Raw genomic sequence first — 20355 nt, 5'->3', positions numbered from 1 at the left:
CGGTGGGCTAGCAATGAAAAAAGGCTCTTGATTCCTCAAAACCCCCTGCCATAACTGGCCAAGGCGACAGTATTTGAGCCTGCAACTCCGTGCTCTACAAGCTCTTCCTCGACAAGTGGGATGGCCAGACCTCCGTGGTGCTGGCCCTGCCTGGTACGGCTGGGGGCAGCGGCAACTCGGTGATCGTCAACGGACGGCGCTGATGGCGGCTTGAATCAGCCAGTCTTGAGCAACTGCGCAGGCCAGCAATGTCAACTTTCCTAGTTACCGGCAGCAACCGCGGCATCGGCCTCGAGTACTGCAGACAACTACAGGCCCGCGGCGATCAGGTGATCGCCGTCTGCCGCACACCGTCGCCAGAACTGGAGGCTCTGGGTGAGCGCCTCGAGGCGGGGATCGAGCTCACCGCTGAAGAGGATCTTGATGCTCTGGTGCAACGGCTAGCTGGCCAGCCGCTTGATGGGGTGATCCTCAATGCCGGCATCCTCGAAGGCAACCGCCTGGAGAATCTCGACAGCGACAGCCTCAGGCGCCAGTTTGAGGTGAATGCCCTGGCGCCCCTGCGACTCGTGGCCGCCCTGCTGCCGAATCTGCAGCCCGGTTCCAAGCTGGCGCTGATGACCAGCCGCATGGGCTCGATTGACGACAACAGCTCCGGCTCCTCCTACGGCTACCGGATGTCAAAGGTGGCGCTGAACATGGCGGGGCGATCCCTGGCGATCGACCTGCGGCCCCGAGGCATCGCCCTGGCACTGCTGCACCCGGGGCTGGTGCGCACCCGCATGGTCAACTTCAACCCCCAGGGCATCAGCCCCGAGGAGGCGGTGCGGGGCCTGCTGGCCCGCATTGATGCTCTCAGCCTGGAAACCAGCGGAGGCTTCTGGCACGCCAACGGCGAGGTGCTGCCTTGGTAATGAGGCTCAACCGCCCAAGCTGACGACGCCGCGCCGGTGAATCTCGCTGGCGTAGTCGGTCCAGACCCCCTGGCCCCAGTAACGAAAGCAGCTCGTTTCCAGCAGCAGCAGATGCAGCAGCGCCTGCTGGTAGGGCTGGGACTGGGTAACTGAGGGATCAGCCGCCACCAGGGGATCGAAATGCTGGTGAAAGGCGGCGCTGAGGCTGGTCATCGGCTCCAGCACGTTGGCGTAGCCCTCCACCCAGCTGAGGTTGTTGGTCCAGGAGGCGCCAGCCATCGAGAAGGAGGGATCACGGGCCTGGAGCTCGGCGATGGCCGGCTCAACATCTGCAGAGTTGGGTGGCTCGCCCAGCTGCTGCCAGAGCTTGTGTTGCTGCACCGCCTGAATCGGCGGGAAATCGCAGGCTGACACCCCAACGGCCTCGAGCATCTCCAGGTATTCAGTTCCGTTGATCGCCACCGTGCCAGCACCACCGCCCTCGGCGGCGATGCGCTGATGGGCCTGGATGAAGGCCTGGGGGAATTCGTTCATCATCACGCCACCGTTCTCGCCATCGGCGATCTGGGAGACGAGGGCCGGCACGGACTTGCCGCCAAGAGGTATGGGGCCACGCCCCAGGGCTTCGTAGTAGGGCTGCATCTGCCCCACCAGCTTGGTGTCGGAGCCTTGGGTTTTGATCAGCGCCGTGATCGAGGCCACCTCACCGCTGGAGCTGCGTGCCACCAATTGGTTGGGCACCAGTTTCTGCTCCTGGCTAAGAGCGGAACCATCAGGATTTTCAACGCTGTGCTCCTGCACCAGCAGCCAGCGGTAGCCACATTCCCGAAGGGCCTTGATGAATTCGTAGAGCGTGTCTGGGTGGTTGGGTAGATGCATCTCCGGCGGCGAGAAACCCTTCACCCGCTGCAGGGCCGCATCACCAAACATGGCCGCAAAGTGATGCTGCCAGGCCAGGATCTGCAGCTTGAGATCGGGGATTGGCGTGGAGGGGGCCACGGCATGGCTCCAAAAGGTGCCGAGCCACTCCACATGGGGTTGAAGGGCAGGATCACAGGCCAGCCGCTGCAGCGCCTCGAGGATGTCGTGGCGGCCCATCTGCTGGAATCCCCACAGCAAATTGCCTGAGTAATCCAGCATGATCCGGGGATTGGCACCCTCCGCAATCAACTGGGGGAGGATGTCGGCCAAACGCCGATAGCAATGGGCGAAGGCTTCAGCGTTGTGGTTGTCACCCTCGCCGGGATGCTCAACCATGTATTGGAGGTGGGAGATCAGCTCTCCATTGACACCAGCTGGAATCGTGGGCTGGTGCATGTGCAGGGCACAGGCGAAGCCTGAACGAAGCTGCTCTAGCTTGAGATTGGTGGTGGGCAGAAATACAGGCTGCTGCTGCTGCACCAGGGCGAGGATTTCTGCTTCGCGGCCAGCGATCGGCGGCAGGGAGGGGTTGCTCACAGGTTTGAGATAGTCAAAGAGTGGCAATGCGCTGGCGAATCAGCGGCACTGATGAACTTGCAAGCTGCTGAGAAAGAATGGTTTGACCGCGCTCCCAAGCAGATCGGCGCGACAAAAGCTCCAAATCATCAAACCAAGCCGACTTGGTCATCTGGCCAACATGTAGGCGTATGTGATAGACATAATCGGAAATAAGTACGCCTGGAGCACTACTTGTAACCGCGATCATCATGCCTACATCTTCACCTTGTGGCAGGCCCATCCAGCCACCGACACGCTTGAGTAGGGCAGCCTGGACAAGCAGGGTTGTTGGCCCCAGGGGAATGCTGTCATGGGGGGATGGCCAGGCTCGCCAAACATCACCCGCTAGGCATGGCCCAGCGGCCACAATGGCAGGATCATTTTTGAGATCGTCAGTGCAATAACCGGCTGCCCACTGGGCCCCTGCCTGGCCATTGATTGCGGCCAGGCGCTTGTCGATGGAATGGGGGTAAAGCCAGTCGTCGTCGTCGGCACTGGTGATCCACTCCCCCCGAGCAACAAGCAGGCCAAGATTGCGCGCTGCCGCCTGACCAATCGGCCGGGCAGAAGCAATCACTGTGGCGTTGGCGGCGAGCTCGGCAGGCAGGGCTTCGAGGTCGTTGCCATCAACGACAATCACATGTTCAATACTGCAATTATTTTCGTTCAGGCTACGATTAAGCTTGCTCAGCATAGGCAATCGATCAGGCAAAAGCCTGGTCGGAGTAATGACGCTAACGGTCGTCAAATTAGTTGAATTATTGCGAGCCCATCCATCCTAGTCGACCCTGGAGACCCCAAGCCCTTTGCTCGATGATCAAATAGGCAAAATCCGAATGATTTGACCACGAAAACTGATCAAATCAAACTTTCCAAAACTTGAGCGCAAAGGCGCCCAGCCTTGAGCGCAAGGCACACAGCACGGATGTCGCCCTGGACCTTTGCGCACCACCAGGCCTGCGGCATCCTGGGTTGAGCCCTTGATCTACCCACGGTGGACGCTGCCCAGCTGCGCGCCTTGTTCAACAAGCCCTACGGCGCCCCCGGCCCGAGCGAGGCGCAATGGCGGCAGCTTTACGCCGAGGACGTGCACTTCAGCGATCCCACTCAAGAGAGGGATGGCATTTCGGCCTACATCAAAGCCCAGGAGGGCCTGCTGAAACGCTGTGACGACACCTACCTCACCCCTGGCGCGATTGCGATCGAAGCAAATTCGGCCTTCGTGGAGTGGGAGATGGGTCTGAAGATCAAGGGCATTGAGTTTGTGTATCCAGGCACCTCCCGGCTGCTTTTCAACAGCGAGGGCAAAATCTGCGACCACCGCGACTACTTCGACTTCGTGGGCCCCACCTTCGGACCGGTGCCTGTGCTCGGCGGCTTTGTGCGCTGGCTTTACAAGCGCTTTGTGGGCTGAGGCAGCTGCAGGAGCCGTGATGCGCCCTTTCTCCACACTCGCTCTGCTCGCCCTGGCTACGGGGCTGTTCGGCTGCGCCGCCAACAAGCAACCCAAGCCAGGAGCGGCCGCCGTTACCGGTCCCATCCGGATCGAGCTCGACCCAAAGGATCCCTCCAGGAGCTTCGGGGTGCTGCCACGGGGCGAGGACCGCACCATTTTTAAGGTGGGTTTCGGCCGCAACGGCATCACCTGCGCGGGCAGCCGCTTCGAGGAGGGCTACACACCCCTGGGCCGCTTCCGGGTGAATGCCATCCTCAGCGGCAACACCTTCGTGATGGATCCCGCCCTGATCGCCAAGTCGGGCAAGAGTGAGGCCGAGCTGCGCAAAACGCTTTTTGGCAACATGAACGCCATCGACTTCGACGTCGATGGCGAAAAGGGCGAATACGGCAGCGGCTACGTAAGCCTGGAGCCGTTAGGCAGCGTCAAGCAGCCCTTCGATTTCAACACCTACGACGGCAAGTTTCGCTGGTACAGCTTCGCCATTCACGGCAGCAACAACGACAACCGCATCGGCCAGAAGGTGACCGGCGGCTGCGTGAACGTGGCCGAACCAGATTTGAAGCTCCTGCTCTCAGCCGTGAAGCTCGGCGATGAGGTGCTGATCAACGCCGCAGGCCCCTGCACACCGTGATGAGCGATTCCCCGCGGCCGCTTCGAGCTCTACTTCGATGCTGATGGGCCTGGAGTGGATGCGCCACCTGCACACTCCGTAGGCAAATCCTTAGGCCGCAGCGAGACTGGGAGCTCCAATCTGCAGCCGCTCTTCCTTGTCCTCCGCCCCCCTAGATCGCGCGCTAGTCGGCATCCGCCGGCACCTATTGCCGTTTCTATTCCTGCTGTACCTAGTCGCCTATCTCGACCGGGTGAACATCTCCTTTGCCGCCGCCGGTGTGAGCGCAGACCTGGGGCTGACCACCGCAAGCTATGGCGTCGCCGCCGGCATCTTTTTCCTCGGCTATGTGCTGTTCGAAATCCCTAGCAATCTGATGCTCGAGCGGGTGGGCGCGCGCCGCTGGATCAGCCGCATCCTGCTCAGTTGGGGGGTGGTGGCTGGCCTGATGGCCTTCATAGTCAGCGCCCAGCAGTTCAACGGCCTGCGGCTGTTGCTCGGCGTGGCGGAGGCTGGCTTCTTCCCCGGCATCGTTCTGTATCTCAGCCAGTGGGTGCCTGCCGCGCAGCGCTCCAGCACCCTGGCGGGGTTCATGCTGGCGATCCCGATGGCGGGCCTGCTGGGTGGTCCGATCTCGGCGGGATTGCTGTCGCTGCATGGTGTGGGCGGATTCGCCGGCTGGCGCTGGCTATTCCTGCTGGAGGCCCTGCCGGCGATCGTGTTGGCTTTTGTGGTTTGGCGGCGGCTGCCCGACCGCCCCCATCAGGCGCGCTGGCTTTCGGCTGAGGAGGCCTCAGCCCTGGAGCAGGTGCTGCAGGAGGAGCAGATCCAACTCCAGGGCAGTGGCCGGCAGGTGCATGGCCTGCTGGCGGGCCTGCGCCAACCTCGGCTTTGGCTGCTGGGGATTCTCTACCTGGCGATCGCCACCGGGTTCTACGGCTTCAGCTTCTGGATCCCGCGTTTCGTGGCCGAGGCTCTGTCACCGGCGGTGGGCTCACCGGTGCTGGCCAATTTGGTGAGTGCGGTTCCCTATGCCCTGGCGGTGGCCGCGATGCTCCTGGTGGGAGCCTCCTCCGATCGGACCGGAGAGCAGCGCATGCATGTGGCGGTGGCCCTGGCGGTCGCGGCCGTGTCGCTGGGCCTGGCCATCGCCGGCAGCGGCCTGGTGCGCCTGGCAATGATCAGCGTGTCCACTGCCGCCACCTTCTCTTGCCTGGGACCTTTCTGGACGATTCCGTCGCAGTTCCTAGGTGGCCGAGCGGCGGCGGGCGGCATCGCCTGGATCAACTCGGTTGGCAATATCGGCGGCTTCCTGGCGCCGATCGTGATGGGGCGGCTGATGATGAGGCCAGGTGGAGACAGCCTGGCGCTAGCTGGGCTAGCGGTTGTGCTGTTGCTGGCCTCGGCGCTTGCTCTATTGCTGCCGCGCACGCAGGGGATGGCTGATCAACTCAAGACGAACAGCTGTAATGCGACACCCCCCCGGCGTTGAAGAACTCCCTGGGCTTGAGGCGGTCGTAGGTCGCCGCCAGCTCCGCTGAGGGCGCGTCGTAGGGATGGCTGACCACCGCTTGCAGCTCCTGAAGCAAGGCGGTGTCGCCCTGCTCCGCCTGTTGATAGGCCGGTGCAATCAGCCACTCGCGCCAGGTGATAGCTGGGTTGCAGCGTTTCATCGCTGCGGATGTCTCGACGAGGTCGCCAATCTGGGCACGCCAACGCTCCAGCCAGCCGCTCCATGCCGCATCGAGGGCTTCCGAACTCGGCTCATAGAAGCTCTGCTTCAGGGCTGAGAGGTGCTCGGGGGTGGTGACAGGAATCTCCGACAACCTTCGGAAGAAGATCGTGTAATCCGCCTGGGAGCGCAGCATCAACTCCAGCAGCTCATTCACCAAGGCGGCATCAGGGGCAGCCAGGCCCAGCTTGCGGGCCCACATCGCCTCGAGCTCCTGGTTCATCGCGCCGGCAAAGCCGTCACGGATGAGATCCAGCTGGGCCAGGGCCTCGCTGTTGTCAGCCAGCAGGGGCCGCACGGCCGACCAGAACATCTGGTAGTTGGCTCCAGCGGCCACGGGTTGGTTGAAGAAGCTGAAGTGCTCGCCGCCACCGGTCCAGGGCTGGAAGCCGGGATCAAACCGTTCGCAGAAACCAAACGGGCCGTAGTCGAGGGTGTAGCCACCGGCGGCGCAGTTATCGCTGTTGAAATTGCCCTGGCAAAACCCCACCCGCATCCAGTGGGCCACCAAGGCAATCAGCCGCGTGCGAAACAAGCCGGCCAGCTGCAGCACCTGGTCGCTGAAGGCCAGGCTCGGATCGATCTCTGGCCGGTAGTTGCGCTCAATCAGGTGGGCCACGATCAGGCGCAGCTCGTTCAGTGCCTCCGGATGAGCCTGGCGGCGCACGCGGCGGGCAAATAGCTCCAGCTGGCCCACCCGCAGAAACGACGGCGCCACACGGGTTGTAATCGCCGCTGGGTTGTCGACCAGCACGTCGGGATCAAAGGAGGTGGACCCCGGCGCATACCAGGGCCGGCGCACGGTTTCAGCGCCAGACCCATAGAGGGTCAAGGAGCGGGAGGTGGGAACGCCCAGGGCTTCCATGAACTCCTGGGCCAGAAATTCGCGCACGCTGGAGCGCAGCACGGCCCGACCATCTGCACCGCGGCAGTAGGGCGTAGGTCCGCCGCCCTTGAGCTGCAGCTCCCAGCGCTGACCGTTGAACACGCCCTCGAACACGGAAATGGCCCGGCCATCGCCGTAGCCATTGCCGGTGCCAAACGGACACTGCTGGATGTATTCAGCGCCGTAGATGGAGAGGGCGTAACCGGTGGCCCAGCCATAGGGGCGCATGGGCTGCCGCGCCACGCTGATGTCGCCGGAAAACAGCCGCAGAAAGGCCTCGTCGTGGGCCAGGGAATCGCTCAGGCCCAGCTCCTTGAACAGGGCGGAGCTGTGCGTCAGGTAGGCAGGTACTGGCAGGGGCGTGGGTGTGACCGGCACGTAATGGCCTGAGAACACCTGGCGGGGGCGGTGATCGTGGCCATCCAGCGTGGCCTGGGGATCCGGCTGCAGCGACTCCAGCAGCGAATAATCAGCCCGTTGCACGAACTCAGCGAAGGATGTGATCGAAGTGGTGCTCACAGGGCTCGCGGGTTCTGGCCGGCAGGGATCAGTGGAGGCTAGGGATGGGGGTTCAGCTTGAGCGATTGGGCGTCCCATGGATCAGACGACAAACCCAAGGATTTGCCCAACAACCGCCAACACCTCCTCCAGCTGGGAGTCCTGCAGTCGCCCAATCGGATGGGGACGAGCGCCCCTGGCGCGCCAGTCGAAGGATTTGAGTTGCTGGCACAGCACATAGCTGTGGGAGTCGGGCCGATCGGGGATGGGGCCCAGGTCCACAGCAAGGGTAGAACCACGGTTGTAGGGCGCTGAAGTCATGGCGCAGCCCACCACTAAGCCCACCTTGGTGTGGAAGGAAGCTGTGGACAAGACGGCAAAGGGATGGTGATCGTTCATCTCCCGACCAGCCTGGGGGTTGTGGTCGATCCAGATCACGTCGCCGCGATCGGGCACCCAGCCCTGAACCACTTGGCGGGGACTCACTCGGTGACCTCAGCACCGAGCGGATGGAAGGCCATTGCTTCGGTGGGTTCGCCAGACATGGGCTCGTACGCTGCCAGCCTCTCTGCCAGAGACAGGCGTCGCTGCACGGGCCTGATCATCACGCCTCCCTCCACAACGGAGAGTTCCACGGCCTGATCCTCCTGCAGCTGAGCCTCCCGGGCGATGGATGCGGGCAAGCGGATACCGAGGCTGTTGCCCCAGCGGCGCAGGGCCTGCCGGGAAGGGGTGGCGGCCATGAGAATCAGACGTATAAACAAAAGGATAAACGCCTCAGCTCGATGGGGCGGCACAGCAGCGACATCTACCCGGTGAGCGAGGGGCACAGCCTGGCTATCCCGGGTCGTCATAAGGCCGACGGGAAGGCTTGCTCTACGCAAGGGGGGGGGGGCTGAGATCAGGCGAGGCGCCGGGGCATTCGGTATTTCATGCGCATTGGCTTCTAATCCCCCGGCGAACAGGTGATGACAAATCCCCCCGTGGAGGCGTTCGGTGGGTTATCAAAGGCAATCAGCCCTACTGAGCCGTGGCCACCAAGACGCCAACGCGCAAGAAGCTCGATCGGACTGCGGTCTTAGCAAGGATCGAAGAGATACTCTCGGCTGGGGCTCCGGATGCCAAAAGCCTGTTGGCGTTTGCAGAGTTAATTAACGGAAAGCCTTTCCCAGAACCAGTTATCACACTGACCGAGCTCAAAGCATCAGTCTGCAAGGTATTTGGTAGCAAGAACGCTGCTGAGCTGCGCAAATCAAGTGAATTCAACCTTGCGATGGCGGGCCGAACATTTGATCTAAAAACAAAGGCTGATTGGCTCAAGCTCTATCGCGAGTGGGTTGGAGTTCCCCAGAACGAGCGTGCCAAAACGAGCAAAACATCCATTAACGGAGTAGATGTTTTGGAAAATTTTAGGCCGTGGCATGTGTTCTCGCTTGATCCATCAACAGCCAGCGCCGAAGACATCAAAGAGGCCTTTCGCAGGCTTGCCAAGGAGCACCATCCCGATGTTGGCGGCGATCCGCGCGTGATGGAGCGGCTCCAAAAAATGCGTGACTCCCTCCTTGCCTTCCTGTAAAAAAGCAGATGACGACTACACCCAACCGATCACGTGATGCCTTCTCCTTTCAGGAGACAGCAAGAATACTTGGTATCAGCGCGAAGAAACTCAGCGGTATCTGCCAGTTCTTTGATGCCGATGCTGATGATGAATGGGAGCTAATCGAAGGTGAATTCTTTGAATACGAACCTGGCCAAGCTCGCAGCCGCCGCTTTTACGAAGAAGGCGTGATGGCTATCGCCAAGTATCTGGAGGAAAAAGAAGGTGGAAGCATACTGGCCAAGATTTATGAGTTCTTCACCCAGCATCGAGCGCGGGTGACACGCACGCTCGTTAAACGGCGCATCATTCAAGTCACACAAGATCGAAGCTCCATCCAGATTCGAGGTGATCTGGTTTTTCTGGAGCAGCGGTCTGTTGTGAGGGTACTGGGCACCAACGGCAAAGGGATCGCTGGCACAATTACAAGAATTCAAGAAGAAAGTTCTGGACTAGAAGGTGCTGAGGGATTAGAGATAGGTGTGCATTTTGATAGCTTTGAGGGCAAAGACCAGCGGCACTGGAGCCAGCGCGGAATCGTTCGCCTGGCGAAGACAATGAGGGATAAAGGCAGGATCACCAAGGCACGAAAGGCATGGGTTAAAGCAGTGGCCGATGTGGCAGAAGAGTGCTTTGAAGTCCAGCGAAAGCTGCTCGAAAGCCACGAAGCCAGGGTTAAGGCAGCGAAGGACAAGGTTCGTCAAAGGGCACTACGCAAAGATGGATCTGGCTGTGCCGTCTCCGGCCACAAACCATCTGAATCCGATCAGCATTCAGTTGAACTCGAAGCACATCATCTGTTCGATGCCAGCTCACGCCCCGATTTGGCAGCCTATGAAGAAAACCTTATCGCCATCAGCAGCAGTATTCATCGAAACTTCCACAAGTGGATGGGAGCCAAGCCTTGCGAGCCAAAAGACTTTGTTGACTATCTCTTGGGCAATGAGATGAGCCATTTTGATGGGTCACCTAGTGTCAAAAAGAGGAAGGAGCAGAAGCTCCAAAAGCTGATGAATCGGCTTGAGCTGCTACAGGCCAGATTTGAAGGAAATCACTTGCTGTACTAACGGTTGAATCGAGCGGCGCCACAAAGCGGCGTCGGCTTAGATATATTGTTAGCTCGAAATCAAGGCTACGATCACCACTTTACGATGCCAAGAGTTACCTTGATGCTACCAACAAGTGTTGAGCCTCCATAATCTTTTGCAAGGCGCATCAATGAGTCATGAAAACCTAAATTTGGGAACTCCGACTCGACTTCTGCTATCGCAGCTCTGCTAATACCCTTACGGAGCATTCCTTTAGAAGCATCGATCCAGTCAGCCTTACGGCAGGCCTCAATGATTGCTCTATGTGGACCCGTGTAGGGAAAAATCTTGTGGTGCCAATGAATGGCGGCGCGAAGCAAATCAGGATCCAACCCAAGCCCCAACTTCTGATTGTCGGAAACTGCTACAGCCTCGGATGGCTCTAGATAGGCTAATTCGTGATCCGTCCAAAGACCGATGTCGTGATAGACAAATGCAGCTTCGACAAGCCTCTCATGTTCTTTGGCATTGCCTAGAAAATGCATTGCATAAGTGATGGTGCGATACACATGGTTGCGATAGCCGGGAAAATCTCTGCCAATCAACACCTCGTATCGGGCGAATAGATCTTCGACGAAAGGTCTTTCTGTTTTGATCATGATTTCTGGCATGAACAATGGCTCCTTGGTTGATGTAGTTGCTGTCGAGTGTACCGGAGTGAAAAGGGCTAACGCTCAAGATCAGAAGCGGGCATTGCTTGTTTGCATAGAAAGTTCCATTCGCTCCAGCCTTCTGAATATTGTTGTTAGTCTTAAAGCGACTGCGTTCTCAATGAACGCCCCGACAATATCCTTTACGAGAAAAGCCCGTCATGCGCGACCCTCGCGACGACTGGCGGCGTTTCGACGCCGCAGCGATTCCGAGCAAGGAATCCACGCCGAACCTCGACTTGTTCCTGCACGAGGTGAAGACCGAAGCGGCGGGCCGGCCGCTCATGCTCCTCGACGTGGGCTGCGGCAGCGGGCGGCTGAGTCGGAGGATCTTCGAGCAGGGGTTCTCCGTACTCGGCGTGGACATCAATGCGGGCGCTCTTAATGCCGCAGAGCACAACGGAGCGTCCGCCGATGCCGTTGGTCGCTCGCTGCGATTTGCGGTGGCCGACTTCGCCGAGGATGCCTCGCCGCAGCTCGACGGCGGGCCGTTCGACGTGGTCGTCTGCCAACTTGTGATCTCGATCATCGGCGACGTGCGCCATCGGGCAAACCTCCTCCGGCATGCGCGAGAGAATCTCCGGCCAGGTGGTCAGCTCTTCCTGTCGGCCTCGGGCGTTTCCGACACGATCAACGCCGGCTACGCGCGGCTCTACGCCGAAGACCTTCCGCTGACCGGCGAGCGACACACTTACCTCTCGCGAAACGACCGTGGCAAGGTGCTCTACCTGACCCACCACTTCACGGTGGACGAACTAACGAGCCTCCTCGAAGCGGCGGGGTTCGACGAGATCAGCGTGGTGACGGAAAGGGAAACAAGTAGTCGCCGACCAGACGAGGCGGCCTACTTCCTCTACGCCACGTGCCGGTCGAAGCAATGACGCCCGCGGCTGCCAAATCCGTAGCCGCAGGTGAACCCGAGCTGAGATGGAGTAATTGACCCGCCTCAGCATCCTTTCATCTAACGACCCAAGCTCAGCGACCCGGCCCACGAGGGCGTTCGATTGCAACCTGGACGTGATGGCCTGGTTCGCTGCCGCGCATAGTTAGGGCACGTCAAAGTCATCTTTTCTTGGTTCCTCCAAAAAGGGCCAGTTCGAGCCACTTCCAGTGACAGTCAACATCCTGAAATCCGATCTCGCGAAGCCACCTAACCTGGGCCTCTACACTGATGAGCTTGTTAGACGGGTCCTCATCAGCCTCAGTGATATCGAGTAAACGCAGAAATCTTACGTGAAGCTCGGCAGACGGTGGTGCCACATGCTCCAAATTGCAGAAAACTCCGCCGGGCGATAAGGCGGCGTATATCTCGGAATAAAGCGTCCGCTTCCGATCATCTGTGCAATGGTGAATAGCAAAACTGGATACGATCGCGTCGAAGCGGCCAAGATCAGGGAGGGGGTCGTCCAAGTTATGTTCTACAAGCTGAATCTTGGGGTCCCCGCGAAATCTCTCGCCTGCGGACGCCAGCATCTTGGCAGAAAAGTCGAGTGCAATGCCCTCTGCGTCGGGCCGCTCAATCCGGAGCAGCGCCAGCAAGCGACCATCTCCGGTTCCCAGATCGAGAATTCGTTTGACCTTATGCGGGATGAACTCCAGTAAAACAGCCTCGCCTTCCGTGCGATGTGGAATGTGATCGGCCCGCGCCAAATATTTAAGCGCGTGCTCGGCTGTTGCGTATTCGTTGAGATCAGGGGTGCTCGTCATGTGTATGCGCGAAATGGCCTAACGCTGCCCCTGAGTGGCAGGCAGGGAGCCTGGGGTGGCGCAGTAGAGGGTTGATGGAGGCCTGTCCACTCGAGGGGCTTGTTCGGAGGGAGCATGGTCAATAAATTAGGCTGTCTTAAATGCGTTGAGGTGCTTTCAGTCCATTCTTTATTTCATACCCGCGAAGCATAATTATGCTAGAACAATAAAGACCTTCTGTTATTATCTTATTTTATCAACTTGGTTCTCTATGTCTGCCAAGGGTAGACAAGCCGCATAAATTCAGGCAATGAGCAATCTCATTATTGGCTGAAGATATCGATAATTCAAGCAAGTGATTACTCTTGTTGCCAGATCCTGCAGCACTGGTCATAATTCTGGAGAGTGCCTTCCTCCTATGCCGCTCCAACGTTTTCGGCAGGCCTTGACCATTGGCGCCACCCTGGTCCTAGCCGCCACGCCTGCCGCTTCCTTGGCCTGCTCCCGGGTGACCTGGACCGGCCCAAATCAGCAGGTGATCACAGGACGGTCGATGGATTGGCCCTACGGCTTCAACTCCCACTTCCATGTGATCCCCCGCGGCGAGGCAATCGAGGGTGCCGGCGGCATCAACAGCCTGCGCTTCAACAGCCGCTATGGTGCCGTGCTGGTGAGTGGCAGCACTGAGCCCGGCGGAGCCGTGGATGCGGTGTTCGATGGCATGAACGAGAAAGGACTGGCCGCCAACCTTCTTTACTTGGCCGAGAACGACTTCGGTCTCGCTACTGCTGGGGCAAAACGCCCTCGCCTCTCCTTTGCTGCCTGGACCCTCTATCTGCTCAGCCAATACGCCACAGTGAAGGAGCTAGTGGTGGCTGTGCAACAGGACCGCATCCAGATCGTTCCAGTGCCCTTCGGGCCCGGTGGAAAGGCAAAGGCCACAGTCCATATGGCGGTATCGGATGCTAGCGGTGATTCGGCGGTGATCGAATACCTCAGTGGCAAACCGGTGATTCACCATGGCCGACAGTATCAGGTGATGACGAACAGCCCGGTGTACAGCGAGCAGTTGAAGCTTAATGCCTTCTGGGCTACCAAGGATCGTACTCACGACCTTCCTGGCTCGATCCAGTCACCCGACCGCTTTGTGCGGGGTATGTACTACAACGAGCAGTTGCCGCCCACCACCGATCCACGCCAAGCCCTGGCCGGCGTAATGAGCGTGATGCGCAACATCTCCGTTCCCTGGGGCACCCCCGATCCCGAGCACCCCAACATATCTCCCACTTGGTGGCGCACCCTGCTCGATCAGAAGAACGGCGTTTATTACTTCGATTCAGCCCTCTCCCCACAGATGGTCTGGCTGAATCTGCGCCAAATCGATTTCAGCCCCGGCAGCGGTGTCCGCGCCATCGCTATCGAGAGCAATCCATCCCTTCAGGGCAATCTCAACGCCCAGCTCAAAGTTGCACCCCCGATCTCTTTCCTGGCTCCAAAACCCTAAGCCAGCGGCCCTAAGTTCAACTCACTTCTAACGGCTACTTCTCTCCACGCACCAGTTCCACTGACCATCCTTCGAACGCTGCCCCTGAGTGGCAGGCAAGGACTAATTGCGAAACGGAAAAAGGGTGGTGGCCTGTCCACTCCAGGGGCTTGTTATCCGTTCCTTTATGCCGTGACACTTCTCTGGAGTGCTTCTTGCGCGAGCGTATTGAGACTCTTTCCCTGCACCTCCGCAGTCATCGCCAATTTCTCGTGTAGTTCAGGCGGAATCCGAAGATTGAACTTACCTGAATAGTGTCTACGGGGGGCGATTCCTTGCTCCTTGCATACCTCAAGAAAGACGTCCAATGACTTTTTGAATTCTCGGCGAAGTTCCTCAGAGCTAGACCCATAAAAGTCTGCTCCTCCAGAAAGTCCAAGAATTTCCCCGCGAAACTGATCCGTCTCCTCGTCGTAGTCAATTTTTGCGTGGTAGCCATCCACATTCATGAGATTCATGGTGTTACTCCGTGTTCTTCAAACCATTTGCGGATCGAAGCAACAGCACCCTTGTCTGTATCAGGCGATGGGTGGGGTCTATGGAAAACCCTAACTTCGCCAAACAGAACGACCGCAACTCGGCTGCCCGCCCTCTCACTGACATCCCCACCAAGCTCCTGAAAGAGGGCCTCGATGTCCCTCCAAGGCAAGCTGCCGCTTACGGGACGGGAGAAGATCAGCTCAAGGGTGCGCTGGTGCTTCCGCTTCATCCAATCATAGTACTATATTCCAGTACCAGGCATGACTTTCTGTTAATAGGTGCCGCATAACGCCATTTAGAGCTTCCACGCAACCATCAATGAATCAATTCTCGACAACTGCCAAAAATGATGAGGCCTTTTGGAGGTGTTTATGCTTATTGCGTTAATGGCTTGGAGGCTCATTTTTAATGTCTCTAATAACTTATCAATCCAAACTAAATCATGTTGAAGCCAACAGAATATAGCTCCTTCCTCTCTCGGCAAAGATGCCATTACCATTAACGATTGATAGTTGGCCTTCCAGATCCCGAATGGGGTGAGAAACTTGTGGCATTAGTGCGCATTAAACCTGGAGCAGATCAGCAGCTGGTGATCAAGGAGCTATGCATTGAGGCGAACAAATTACCGCCGGCAGAACGGCCAAAAAAATGGTTTTTATCACCGCAACTTGAAACTAACCGTGAAGGTAAATGGGAACGCAAACGCTGGCTTGAATGGGCCCAAAAGAAAGATTGTGAGATTTATTAAATCCTGAACAAATCATTTCATGTTGCCTAACGCCAACACAATCAGCGCTTATGATAGCTGAAGGCAACATATTCATGCTTTCCCTTCTAATGGCTCAGCCCATCTTGATCGTGCAGCAGCCTCCGGCGGCGGTGGAGGTTGAAATATCACCAATGGCCCCTGCTCCAAAGCCATCTCCAACAGTAGCTGAAATGTTGCAGCTGCAAGAGAAGGGAATTATCAGCGTGCAGGCATTGCGGCAATGGTTAGGAGATATAGCTGGCGTTGCACCAACGTCTCTATGAGCTGCTATTAGTTATTTAATTGCTGGATCATCAGCAGGATTTCGAGTCGCAATTGCGGCATGGCTTGGCGGCTGATCCACAGAACTTGAGCGGGATCAACACTAAAATATTGATGGGCAAGTACATCACGAAACCCATTATCCCTTTCCAATCCTGGTTTGGGTGACGTGTAAGTAATTCCCCCTGGGTGTGCTTATCGAGTTGTTTTATAGTCTCACCTAAAGCTAAATATTGCACGCACACAGCATCTAAAGTGCCGCCATTCGGTTTATTACCGATTCAACAAGGTTCAGAATTTGCTCTAACAGATCCTGGCTAAATTGTTTCTCGTTAGACAAACATACCCTCCTGATCAATCCTGCGGCGTAGCGCTGGATTCATGCGATCCCAGAGGCTGATCACATCAACAGGTACCTGTAGTGCCTGTTCCACTTCCTGTTTGAAATGCACTAGGCAGAAGGGATTGGGCGGATCAAGGCTGATGCAAAGATCAATGTCACTATCTGGACCAGCTTCGTTCCTTGCAAGGGAACCAAAAAGTCCTAAACGGGTTATGCCATAGCGCTGCCGCCATAGATCCTTACGTTCCTGCAACAGGTTAAGCACTTCTTGGCGATTGGGGGTAGCCATAGAAAGAACAACCTGGGCACAAAATTAGGCTAAACCGACTAGCACGTGGTGAGCAGCAATTGCCTCAGTTCTTAAGGGGCAGTAGCCGTGGCGCCCGCAGAACAGGAAAGAGCGGCTGTGCCCTTCGTTTGATCCTCTTCATTGCCTGCCGAAGAGGCGTTTGCAGCAGAAGTAAATCGCAACTCACGCGGTGACGCCTTCCTGAAGGATGGCCGCACGCAGGGAGGGGTTCATACGCTTATGAAAGCGCGCAAGGTCAATGGGGCGCTGCAGCAGCGACTCGAGTTCCTGTATGAGGTGCACCGTCGCGGGGGGTATGAGGGGGTCATGGCACCAATTGCATTGAGCAAATATTTGCTGAAGCGGCCGCAATGGCAGCAATCCTCAAACGATATCCCCTATGGATGAGTTAAAGATAAGCGCAGCAATTGAAACCGTAGCTACAGGTGGCATTGCTGATTTGGTAACCACCATTGCCAGAAAAATTGTTACCTATTTAAATTCAATACTTAATGAAATAAGAATTAATTTGCAGAAATAATCAACTTTATATGTTCAAGCACTTTATTTGCTATTACAAGCGAAGTTTGGCTATCTCTTGCATCATATAAATCGGTAGGAGCTTCGTCTGCCCGTGGGTATCGGGTTTCAGTATTCATACGGCTAAGAGCCTTGAGATGAAGTTGCTGCAGCGCCTCCATATTGAAGCCCAATTCAACAAGGGTTTCAACAAGTCGATCGAGTGAATGGCTATAGGGAGGTGGATTGCCAGCTTCTACAATCAAAGCTTTAAGAGCTTTTTCAGCCGCTTGGCCTGCGTGATAACAAGCCTGGGAATGAAACCCTTGCTCTGCATTTAGCTTGGCCACAGCCATATCACTTTCCGCTTGACGCATCCAAGCTTTAACTCGCGGAGTCATGGCTGATCCAATCTGAAAGCATCATTGCCAATAGAACGCCAATAGGGATCAGTACTATTTCGAAAACACTGCCAATCAGCTTGAGTTAGTGCAATCACATCATCGGCTATGCCATTGCCTAAAAGGGCATCAGCCAAATTATTTGCTTGGCTTGCAGTGAGGGCGATTGCCAGTAAATCAACATCTGAAAATCCATCCCAGTCACCGCGGGCTAGCGAACCAAATAACCACACCTCGGCAGCCGGGAACTGGCGCATTAAATCAGCAATCTCCCTGCGCAGGCCAGCCAATCGAAGGCGATAACTGCGATCACGAATAGCTGCAAGGCTTGCCATAAAAACAAATTAATCCGTAACTGCTGCTGCTGCCAACCATCGGCTGATCGGCGCAGGCAATGGCGCGCGCTTGCGATCAATAGCGGTGATACACACACTACGAATACAAGCATTTGCCACCGCTTCCCCCCTTGAGCTAAAGCTGTAGCTCACTTCAAAACTATGGGCATTCAACCCCTTGGGCACCAGGGCAATCGCCAATGGGTCGCCACAACTCAAGGGGGCAAGGTAATCAGCGCTGCAATGCACGATCGGAAGCAACAGCTCAAGGTTCAGGCCAGGTCGCGGAAATAAATCAGCCGGGCTAACGCCAAACTTTTCGAGGCTTTCTTCATAGGCCTCATGGCACCAGCGCAGTAACTGATGGAAATGCATAACCCCTGCGGCATCGGTGTCGCCAAAACGCACGCTGCGGCAGAGCAGTAAAAAATCACTGGATTTCATCCGCCAATCCTAGTTAATTTCCTAGTTAATTCTGCAGACAAAAAAGGAAAGGTTGCCAAGATGGAACTGATTTCAACCAGCATCCATGGCATCGCCCCAGGCCTATGAACAACCCACTATCAATAGAGCTTGGGAAGACTTTATTGCCCACATACCCACCATGCTGCTGATTTGGATCGCCAGCGTTGCAGTGGGGGTTTTGGGCTTCCTTGCATCACTGGCTATCACAATTACAACAGCATGGCTAAGCGGAAATTCAAGCGATGCTGCATTGCCTTCCCTATTTGGAATAGCTGGGCAGTTTCCGTTTCTAATAATTTCAAGTTTGCTTGGTGTTTTATTTGTTGCTGTGCCTGCCCTCTACTACAACAGCGGTGAAGTGATCACCATAAATGCTGCCTTCTCAGCATTATTACAGAGGCCCTTGCGTTATCTGTTGGCGGGTATTTTATTTTCTGCTGCCACCACTATCGGTTTTCTAGTTTGTGTTATTCCCGGCATTGTTATCGCCCTTACAATGCCCGTATATGTGAACCGAATCTTCCTTGGCAATGAACCAATCCTCGATGCCTTTAGCGGTTCATTTCAAGCTGTATACCGTTCACCAAATGGTATGAATTTCGTTGGAATTGAAATTTTGGCGTGGCTATTGGTTGCTTTGGTATCAATTTGCACCTGCGGCCTTGGCGCCCTTGTGGCAGTGCCTGTGAGCAGCTTTTATCTACAAAATGCCGCCTACCACAAAGGTTTAATTAGCTGAACCCAGCTAGGGAAAGCCAGGTGCACCGCGAAAACCTAAGCCATAACTAAACATTAGGCGCATTAACCAATAGGCAAATAAAACAACAGCCCCCACGGCCAATGGCCATGCGGGAATTTCCCTGGGAATTAAGCGCCGCTGGCTAATGGCCGTAAAACACCAAGCGATCAGGGCAACCGCCACCAAGGGTCCAAAAGCATGCAATTGGATTGATTCACTGAGGTTGCCACGTAAGGCGGCAACCGTTGCCCTGGTTAGGAAACAGGTGGGGCAGGGAATACCGGTTAAGGCCCGTAGGGGGCAGGGCCAACCGAGCAATGGCCCGTGGGCACCTTTAAGGATTAAATAACCACTAAGGCCGAGGGGTAATAAATAACCGGCTTGCCTTAAGCGGCTTAGGAAAGGGTTCAGATCAACCCCCTAATCAACGGTCAACGGAACCCATAATCACATCAATTGAGCCAAGGATTGCCATGATATCTGCGACTTTCACACCCTTGAGTAGATGGGGCAAAATTTGTAGATTATTAAAGTCTGCAGCTCTAATTTTCCAGCGCCAAGGTGTTACATCGTTATTACCAATAATAAACACTCCCAATTCACCTTTACCAGATTCAACCCTGGTATAGAGCTGCCCTTCAGGAATTTTAAATGTTGGTGCCACTTTTTTAGCAACTATTTGATAATCAAATCCATAGAACTCGCTGGTTTTACCTTCCAGCTGCCTGCGGGCTTCGAGATTTTCGGTGGGCCCACCAGGAATTTGGCGGCAGGCTTGGCGCAAAATCTTCAATGATTCACGCATCTCCTGAATGCGCACTCGATAACGGGCATAGCAGCAACCTTCCTGTGCTGTTACCACCTGCCAATCAAATTCGTGATAGCACTCATATTTGTCTACGCGGCGCAGGTCCCATTCCACCCCAGAAGCCCTCAACATCGGCCCCGAAAGGCTCCAATTAATCGCCTGCTCACGGCTGATGCGACCGAGCCCTTCTATGCGGCGCTTAAAGATTGGATTATTGGTAATTAATTTTTCATATTCATCAACCTTAGGGCCAAACCAATCACAAAAATCCTCACATTTTTCCAGCCATCCGTAGGGAAGATCAGCAGCAACTCCGCCGATACGGAAATAATTATTATTTACCATCCGCTGACCGGTGGCCGCCTCCCAGAGGTCGTAGATCATCTCCCGCTCGCGGAAGATGTAGAAAAATGGCGTTTGGGCACCCACATCAGCCAGAAATGGTCCAAGCCAAAGCAGGTGATTAGCAATACGATTCAGCTCTAACATCAACACCCGGATATAACTGGCCCGCCGGGGTACTTTCACATCAGCCAAACGCTCTGGCGCATTTACTGTGATCGCCTCATTAAACATGCCAGCCGCATAATCCCAGCGGCTCACATAAGGCACAAACATCACATTTGTGCGGCTTTCAGCGATCTTTTCCATGCCGCGGTGCAGGTAGCCGATCACCGGCTCGCAATCCACCACGTCCTCCCCATCCAGGGTTACCACCAACCTCAACACCCCATGCATAGAGGGGTGGTGGGGCCCAAAATTGAGCACCATCGGCTCGGTGCGCGTTTCCAGCTGCGTCATGGG

General features: G+C 56.3%; 29 protein-coding genes and 1 pseudogene. 14 read left to right on the top strand and 16 right to left on the bottom strand.

Translation table 11 applies throughout. The features are described from left to right. Nucleotides 1-83 precede the first annotated feature (83 nt). Together KBY68_RS07830 and KBY68_RS07825 are read left to right on the top strand one after the other, a co-directional pair. Nucleotides 84-203 (top strand): annotated as a pseudogene (locus KBY68_RS07830) (prohibitin family protein); the annotation flags it as partial. A gap of 45 nt (nt 204-248) precedes the next feature. Then, entirely contained in the window at nt 249-914 is a 666-nt protein-coding gene (locus KBY68_RS07825; RefSeq protein WP_255096635.1) for an SDR family oxidoreductase, read from the top strand. A gap of 6 nt (nt 915-920) precedes the next feature. Here KBY68_RS07825 and KBY68_RS07820 read toward each other — a convergent pair whose 3' ends face one another. Together KBY68_RS07820 and KBY68_RS07815 are read right to left on the bottom strand one after the other, a co-directional pair. Continuing rightward, the gene (locus KBY68_RS07820; protein ID WP_255096643.1) at nt 921-2372 is read right to left on the bottom strand and encodes a polysaccharide deacetylase family protein; all 1452 of its coding nucleotides are present in this window, start codon (nt 2370-2372) and stop codon (nt 921-923) included. A gap of 13 nt (nt 2373-2385) precedes the next feature. Next, a complete protein-coding gene (locus KBY68_RS07815) occupies nt 2386-3141 on the bottom strand; it encodes a glycosyltransferase (RefSeq protein WP_153062442.1) in 756 nt (251 codons plus the stop codon). 246 nt (nt 3142-3387) lie between these two features. On the opposite strand from KBY68_RS07815, the gene KBY68_RS07810 reads away from it, so the two are divergent. The 3 genes from KBY68_RS07810 to KBY68_RS07800 all read left to right on the top strand — a co-directional run bounded on the left by KBY68_RS07810 (nt 3388) and on the right by KBY68_RS07800 (nt 5954). Beyond that, nucleotides 3388-3807, top strand: a complete 420-nt coding sequence (locus KBY68_RS07810; protein WP_255096634.1) for a nuclear transport factor 2 family protein — start codon at nt 3388-3390, stop codon at nt 3805-3807. Between the two features lie 19 nt (nt 3808-3826). Beyond that, nucleotides 3827-4483, top strand: coding sequence for a L,D-transpeptidase family protein (locus tag KBY68_RS07805; protein WP_255096632.1), 657 nt, complete (start codon nt 3827-3829; stop codon nt 4481-4483). A 136-nt stretch (nt 4484-4619) separates the two neighbouring features. Then, nucleotides 4620-5954, top strand: coding sequence for an MFS transporter (locus KBY68_RS07800; RefSeq protein WP_255096631.1), 1335 nt, complete (start codon nt 4620-4622; stop codon nt 5952-5954). Here KBY68_RS07800 and KBY68_RS07795 read toward each other — a convergent pair. From KBY68_RS07795 to KBY68_RS07785, 3 genes are read right to left on the bottom strand one after another with little or no spacing between them, the layout of a single operon-like run. After that, nucleotides 5914-7677, bottom strand: a complete 1764-nt coding sequence (locus tag KBY68_RS07795) for a protein adenylyltransferase SelO family protein (protein WP_390634984.1) — start codon at nt 7675-7677, stop codon at nt 5914-5916. The genes KBY68_RS07800 and KBY68_RS07795 overlap by 41 nt on opposite strands. A 3-nt stretch (nt 7678-7680) precedes the next feature. Next, nucleotides 7681-8016 carry a type II toxin-antitoxin system PemK/MazF family toxin gene (locus KBY68_RS07790; protein ID WP_255096642.1) on the bottom strand — a complete coding sequence of 112 codons (336 nt, stop codon included), beginning with the start codon at nt 8014-8016 and terminating at the stop codon, nt 7681-7683. A 44-nt stretch (nt 8017-8060) separates the two neighbouring features. After that, complete coding sequence (locus tag KBY68_RS07785) at nt 8061-8321, bottom strand: AbrB/MazE/SpoVT family DNA-binding domain-containing protein (protein WP_255096628.1); 261 nt, start codon at nt 8319-8321, stop codon at nt 8061-8063. A gap of 287 nt (nt 8322-8608) precedes the next feature. On the opposite strand from KBY68_RS07785, the gene KBY68_RS12315 reads away from it, so the two are divergent. Then, nucleotides 8609-9154: a DnaJ domain-containing protein gene (locus KBY68_RS12315; protein WP_255096627.1), complete on the top strand. Its 546-nt coding sequence runs from the start codon at nt 8609-8611 to the stop codon at nt 9152-9154. Nucleotides 9155-9162: 8 nt separating this feature from the next. After that, a complete protein-coding gene (locus KBY68_RS07775; RefSeq protein WP_255096626.1) occupies nt 9163-10242 on the top strand; it encodes a hypothetical protein in 1080 nt (359 codons plus the stop codon). A 71-nt stretch (nt 10243-10313) separates the two neighbouring features. Here KBY68_RS07775 and KBY68_RS07770 read toward each other — a convergent pair whose 3' ends face one another. Beyond that, entirely contained in the window at nt 10314-10874 is a 561-nt protein-coding gene (locus KBY68_RS07770) for a hypothetical protein (protein ID WP_255096625.1), read from the bottom strand. Between the two features lie 200 nt (nt 10875-11074). Between KBY68_RS07770 and KBY68_RS07765 the strand changes: the two genes are divergently transcribed. Next, the gene (locus tag KBY68_RS07765) at nt 11075-11794 is read left to right on the top strand and encodes a class I SAM-dependent methyltransferase (RefSeq protein ID WP_255096624.1); all 720 of its coding nucleotides are present in this window, start codon (nt 11075-11077) and stop codon (nt 11792-11794) included. Nucleotides 11795-11975: 181 nt separating this feature from the next. Here the strand turns inward: KBY68_RS07765 and KBY68_RS07760 are convergent, their stop codons facing one another. Further along, complete coding sequence (locus tag KBY68_RS07760) at nt 11976-12620, bottom strand: class I SAM-dependent methyltransferase (RefSeq protein ID WP_255096623.1); 645 nt, start codon at nt 12618-12620, stop codon at nt 11976-11978. A gap of 487 nt (nt 12621-13107) precedes the next feature. Here KBY68_RS07760 and KBY68_RS07755 point away from each other — a divergent pair, with 487 nt between their 5' ends. Beyond that, on the top strand, nt 13108-14103 hold the full coding sequence (locus KBY68_RS07755) for a linear amide C-N hydrolase (protein WP_255096622.1): 996 nt from the start codon (nt 13108-13110) through the stop codon (nt 14101-14103). A gap of 164 nt (nt 14104-14267) precedes the next feature. Here the strand turns inward: KBY68_RS07755 and KBY68_RS07750 are convergent, their stop codons facing one another. Together KBY68_RS07750 and KBY68_RS07745 are read right to left on the bottom strand one after the other, a co-directional pair. After that, entirely contained in the window at nt 14268-14600 is a 333-nt protein-coding gene (locus tag KBY68_RS07750) for a type II toxin-antitoxin system HicB family antitoxin (RefSeq protein ID WP_255096621.1), read from the bottom strand. After that, entirely contained in the window at nt 14597-14851 is a 255-nt protein-coding gene (locus KBY68_RS07745) for a type II toxin-antitoxin system HicA family toxin (protein ID WP_193913882.1), read from the bottom strand. Before KBY68_RS07745 ends, KBY68_RS07750 begins: the two co-directional genes overlap by 4 nt. Before the next feature lie 276 nt (nt 14852-15127). On the opposite strand from KBY68_RS07745, the gene KBY68_RS07740 reads away from it, so the two are divergent. Both KBY68_RS07740 and KBY68_RS07735 read left to right on the top strand, forming a co-directional pair. Beyond that, nucleotides 15128-15370, top strand: coding sequence for an AMP-binding enzyme (locus KBY68_RS07740; RefSeq protein WP_255096620.1), 243 nt, complete (start codon nt 15128-15130; stop codon nt 15368-15370). Between the two features lie 89 nt (nt 15371-15459). After that, nucleotides 15460-15654, top strand: a complete 195-nt coding sequence (locus tag KBY68_RS07735) for a hypothetical protein (protein ID WP_255096619.1) — start codon at nt 15460-15462, stop codon at nt 15652-15654. A 7-nt stretch (nt 15655-15661) separates the two neighbouring features. On the opposite strand, the gene KBY68_RS12370 is transcribed toward KBY68_RS07735, so the two are convergent. Then, nucleotides 15662-15832 (bottom strand): HepT-like ribonuclease domain-containing protein, encoded by a 171-nt coding sequence (locus tag KBY68_RS12370; protein ID WP_390634985.1) that lies wholly within the window; start codon nt 15830-15832, stop codon nt 15662-15664. Nucleotides 15833-15984: 152 nt separating this feature from the next. Next, on the bottom strand, nt 15985-16284 hold the full coding sequence (locus KBY68_RS07730; RefSeq protein WP_106498832.1) for a nucleotidyltransferase family protein: 300 nt from the start codon (nt 16282-16284) through the stop codon (nt 15985-15987). 141 nt (nt 16285-16425) lie between these two features. On the opposite strand from KBY68_RS07730, the gene KBY68_RS07725 reads away from it, so the two are divergent. Together KBY68_RS07725 and KBY68_RS07720 are read left to right on the top strand one after the other, a co-directional pair. After that, nucleotides 16426-16692: a hypothetical protein gene (locus KBY68_RS07725; RefSeq protein WP_255096618.1), complete on the top strand. Its 267-nt coding sequence runs from the start codon at nt 16426-16428 to the stop codon at nt 16690-16692. After that, entirely contained in the window at nt 16685-16825 is a 141-nt protein-coding gene (locus tag KBY68_RS07720; RefSeq protein WP_255096616.1) for a hypothetical protein, read from the top strand. Before KBY68_RS07725 ends, KBY68_RS07720 begins: the two co-directional genes overlap by 8 nt. Here the strand turns inward: KBY68_RS07720 and KBY68_RS07715 are convergent. Genes KBY68_RS07715 through KBY68_RS07705 form a run of 3 tightly spaced genes read right to left on the bottom strand, consistent with a single transcriptional unit; the run spans nt 16809 to nt 17983 of the window. Then, nucleotides 16809-17180 carry a HEPN domain-containing protein gene (locus KBY68_RS07715; RefSeq protein WP_255096615.1) on the bottom strand — a complete coding sequence of 124 codons (372 nt, stop codon included), beginning with the start codon at nt 17178-17180 and terminating at the stop codon, nt 16809-16811. The two genes, KBY68_RS07720 and KBY68_RS07715, sit on opposite strands and share 17 nt — an antisense overlap. Before the next feature lie 20 nt (nt 17181-17200). Next, complete coding sequence (locus tag KBY68_RS07710) at nt 17201-17539, bottom strand: nucleotidyltransferase domain-containing protein (protein ID WP_255096614.1); 339 nt, start codon at nt 17537-17539, stop codon at nt 17201-17203. Between the two features lie 9 nt (nt 17540-17548). Then, complete coding sequence (locus tag KBY68_RS07705; RefSeq protein WP_106498836.1) at nt 17549-17983, bottom strand: acyl-CoA thioesterase; 435 nt, start codon at nt 17981-17983, stop codon at nt 17549-17551. Nucleotides 17984-18068: 85 nt separating this feature from the next. Between KBY68_RS07705 and KBY68_RS07700 the strand changes: the two genes are divergently transcribed. Continuing rightward, nucleotides 18069-18743 carry a hypothetical protein gene (locus KBY68_RS07700; RefSeq protein ID WP_255096612.1) on the top strand — a complete coding sequence of 225 codons (675 nt, stop codon included), beginning with the start codon at nt 18069-18071 and terminating at the stop codon, nt 18741-18743. A gap of 6 nt (nt 18744-18749) precedes the next feature. On the opposite strand, the gene KBY68_RS07695 is transcribed toward KBY68_RS07700, so the two are convergent. Beyond that, nucleotides 18750-19061, bottom strand: coding sequence for a DUF2752 domain-containing protein (locus KBY68_RS07695; protein ID WP_255096611.1), 312 nt, complete (start codon nt 19059-19061; stop codon nt 18750-18752). 106 nt (nt 19062-19167) lie between these two features. Next, a complete protein-coding gene (locus KBY68_RS07690) occupies nt 19168-20352 on the bottom strand; it encodes an NAD(P)H-quinone oxidoreductase subunit H (RefSeq protein WP_255096609.1) in 1185 nt (394 codons plus the stop codon). Nucleotides 20353-20355: the final 3 nt, after the last annotated feature.

It is taken from the genome of Synechococcus lacustris Maggiore-St4-Slac, from assembly GCF_024345595.1.
Taxonomy (GTDB): Bacteria; Cyanobacteriota; Cyanobacteriia; order PCC-6307; family Cyanobiaceae; genus Synechococcus_D; species Synechococcus_D lacustris.
The sequence above is the reverse complement of the archived record's forward strand: the minus strand, read 5'-3'. Positions and strand labels throughout refer to the sequence as shown.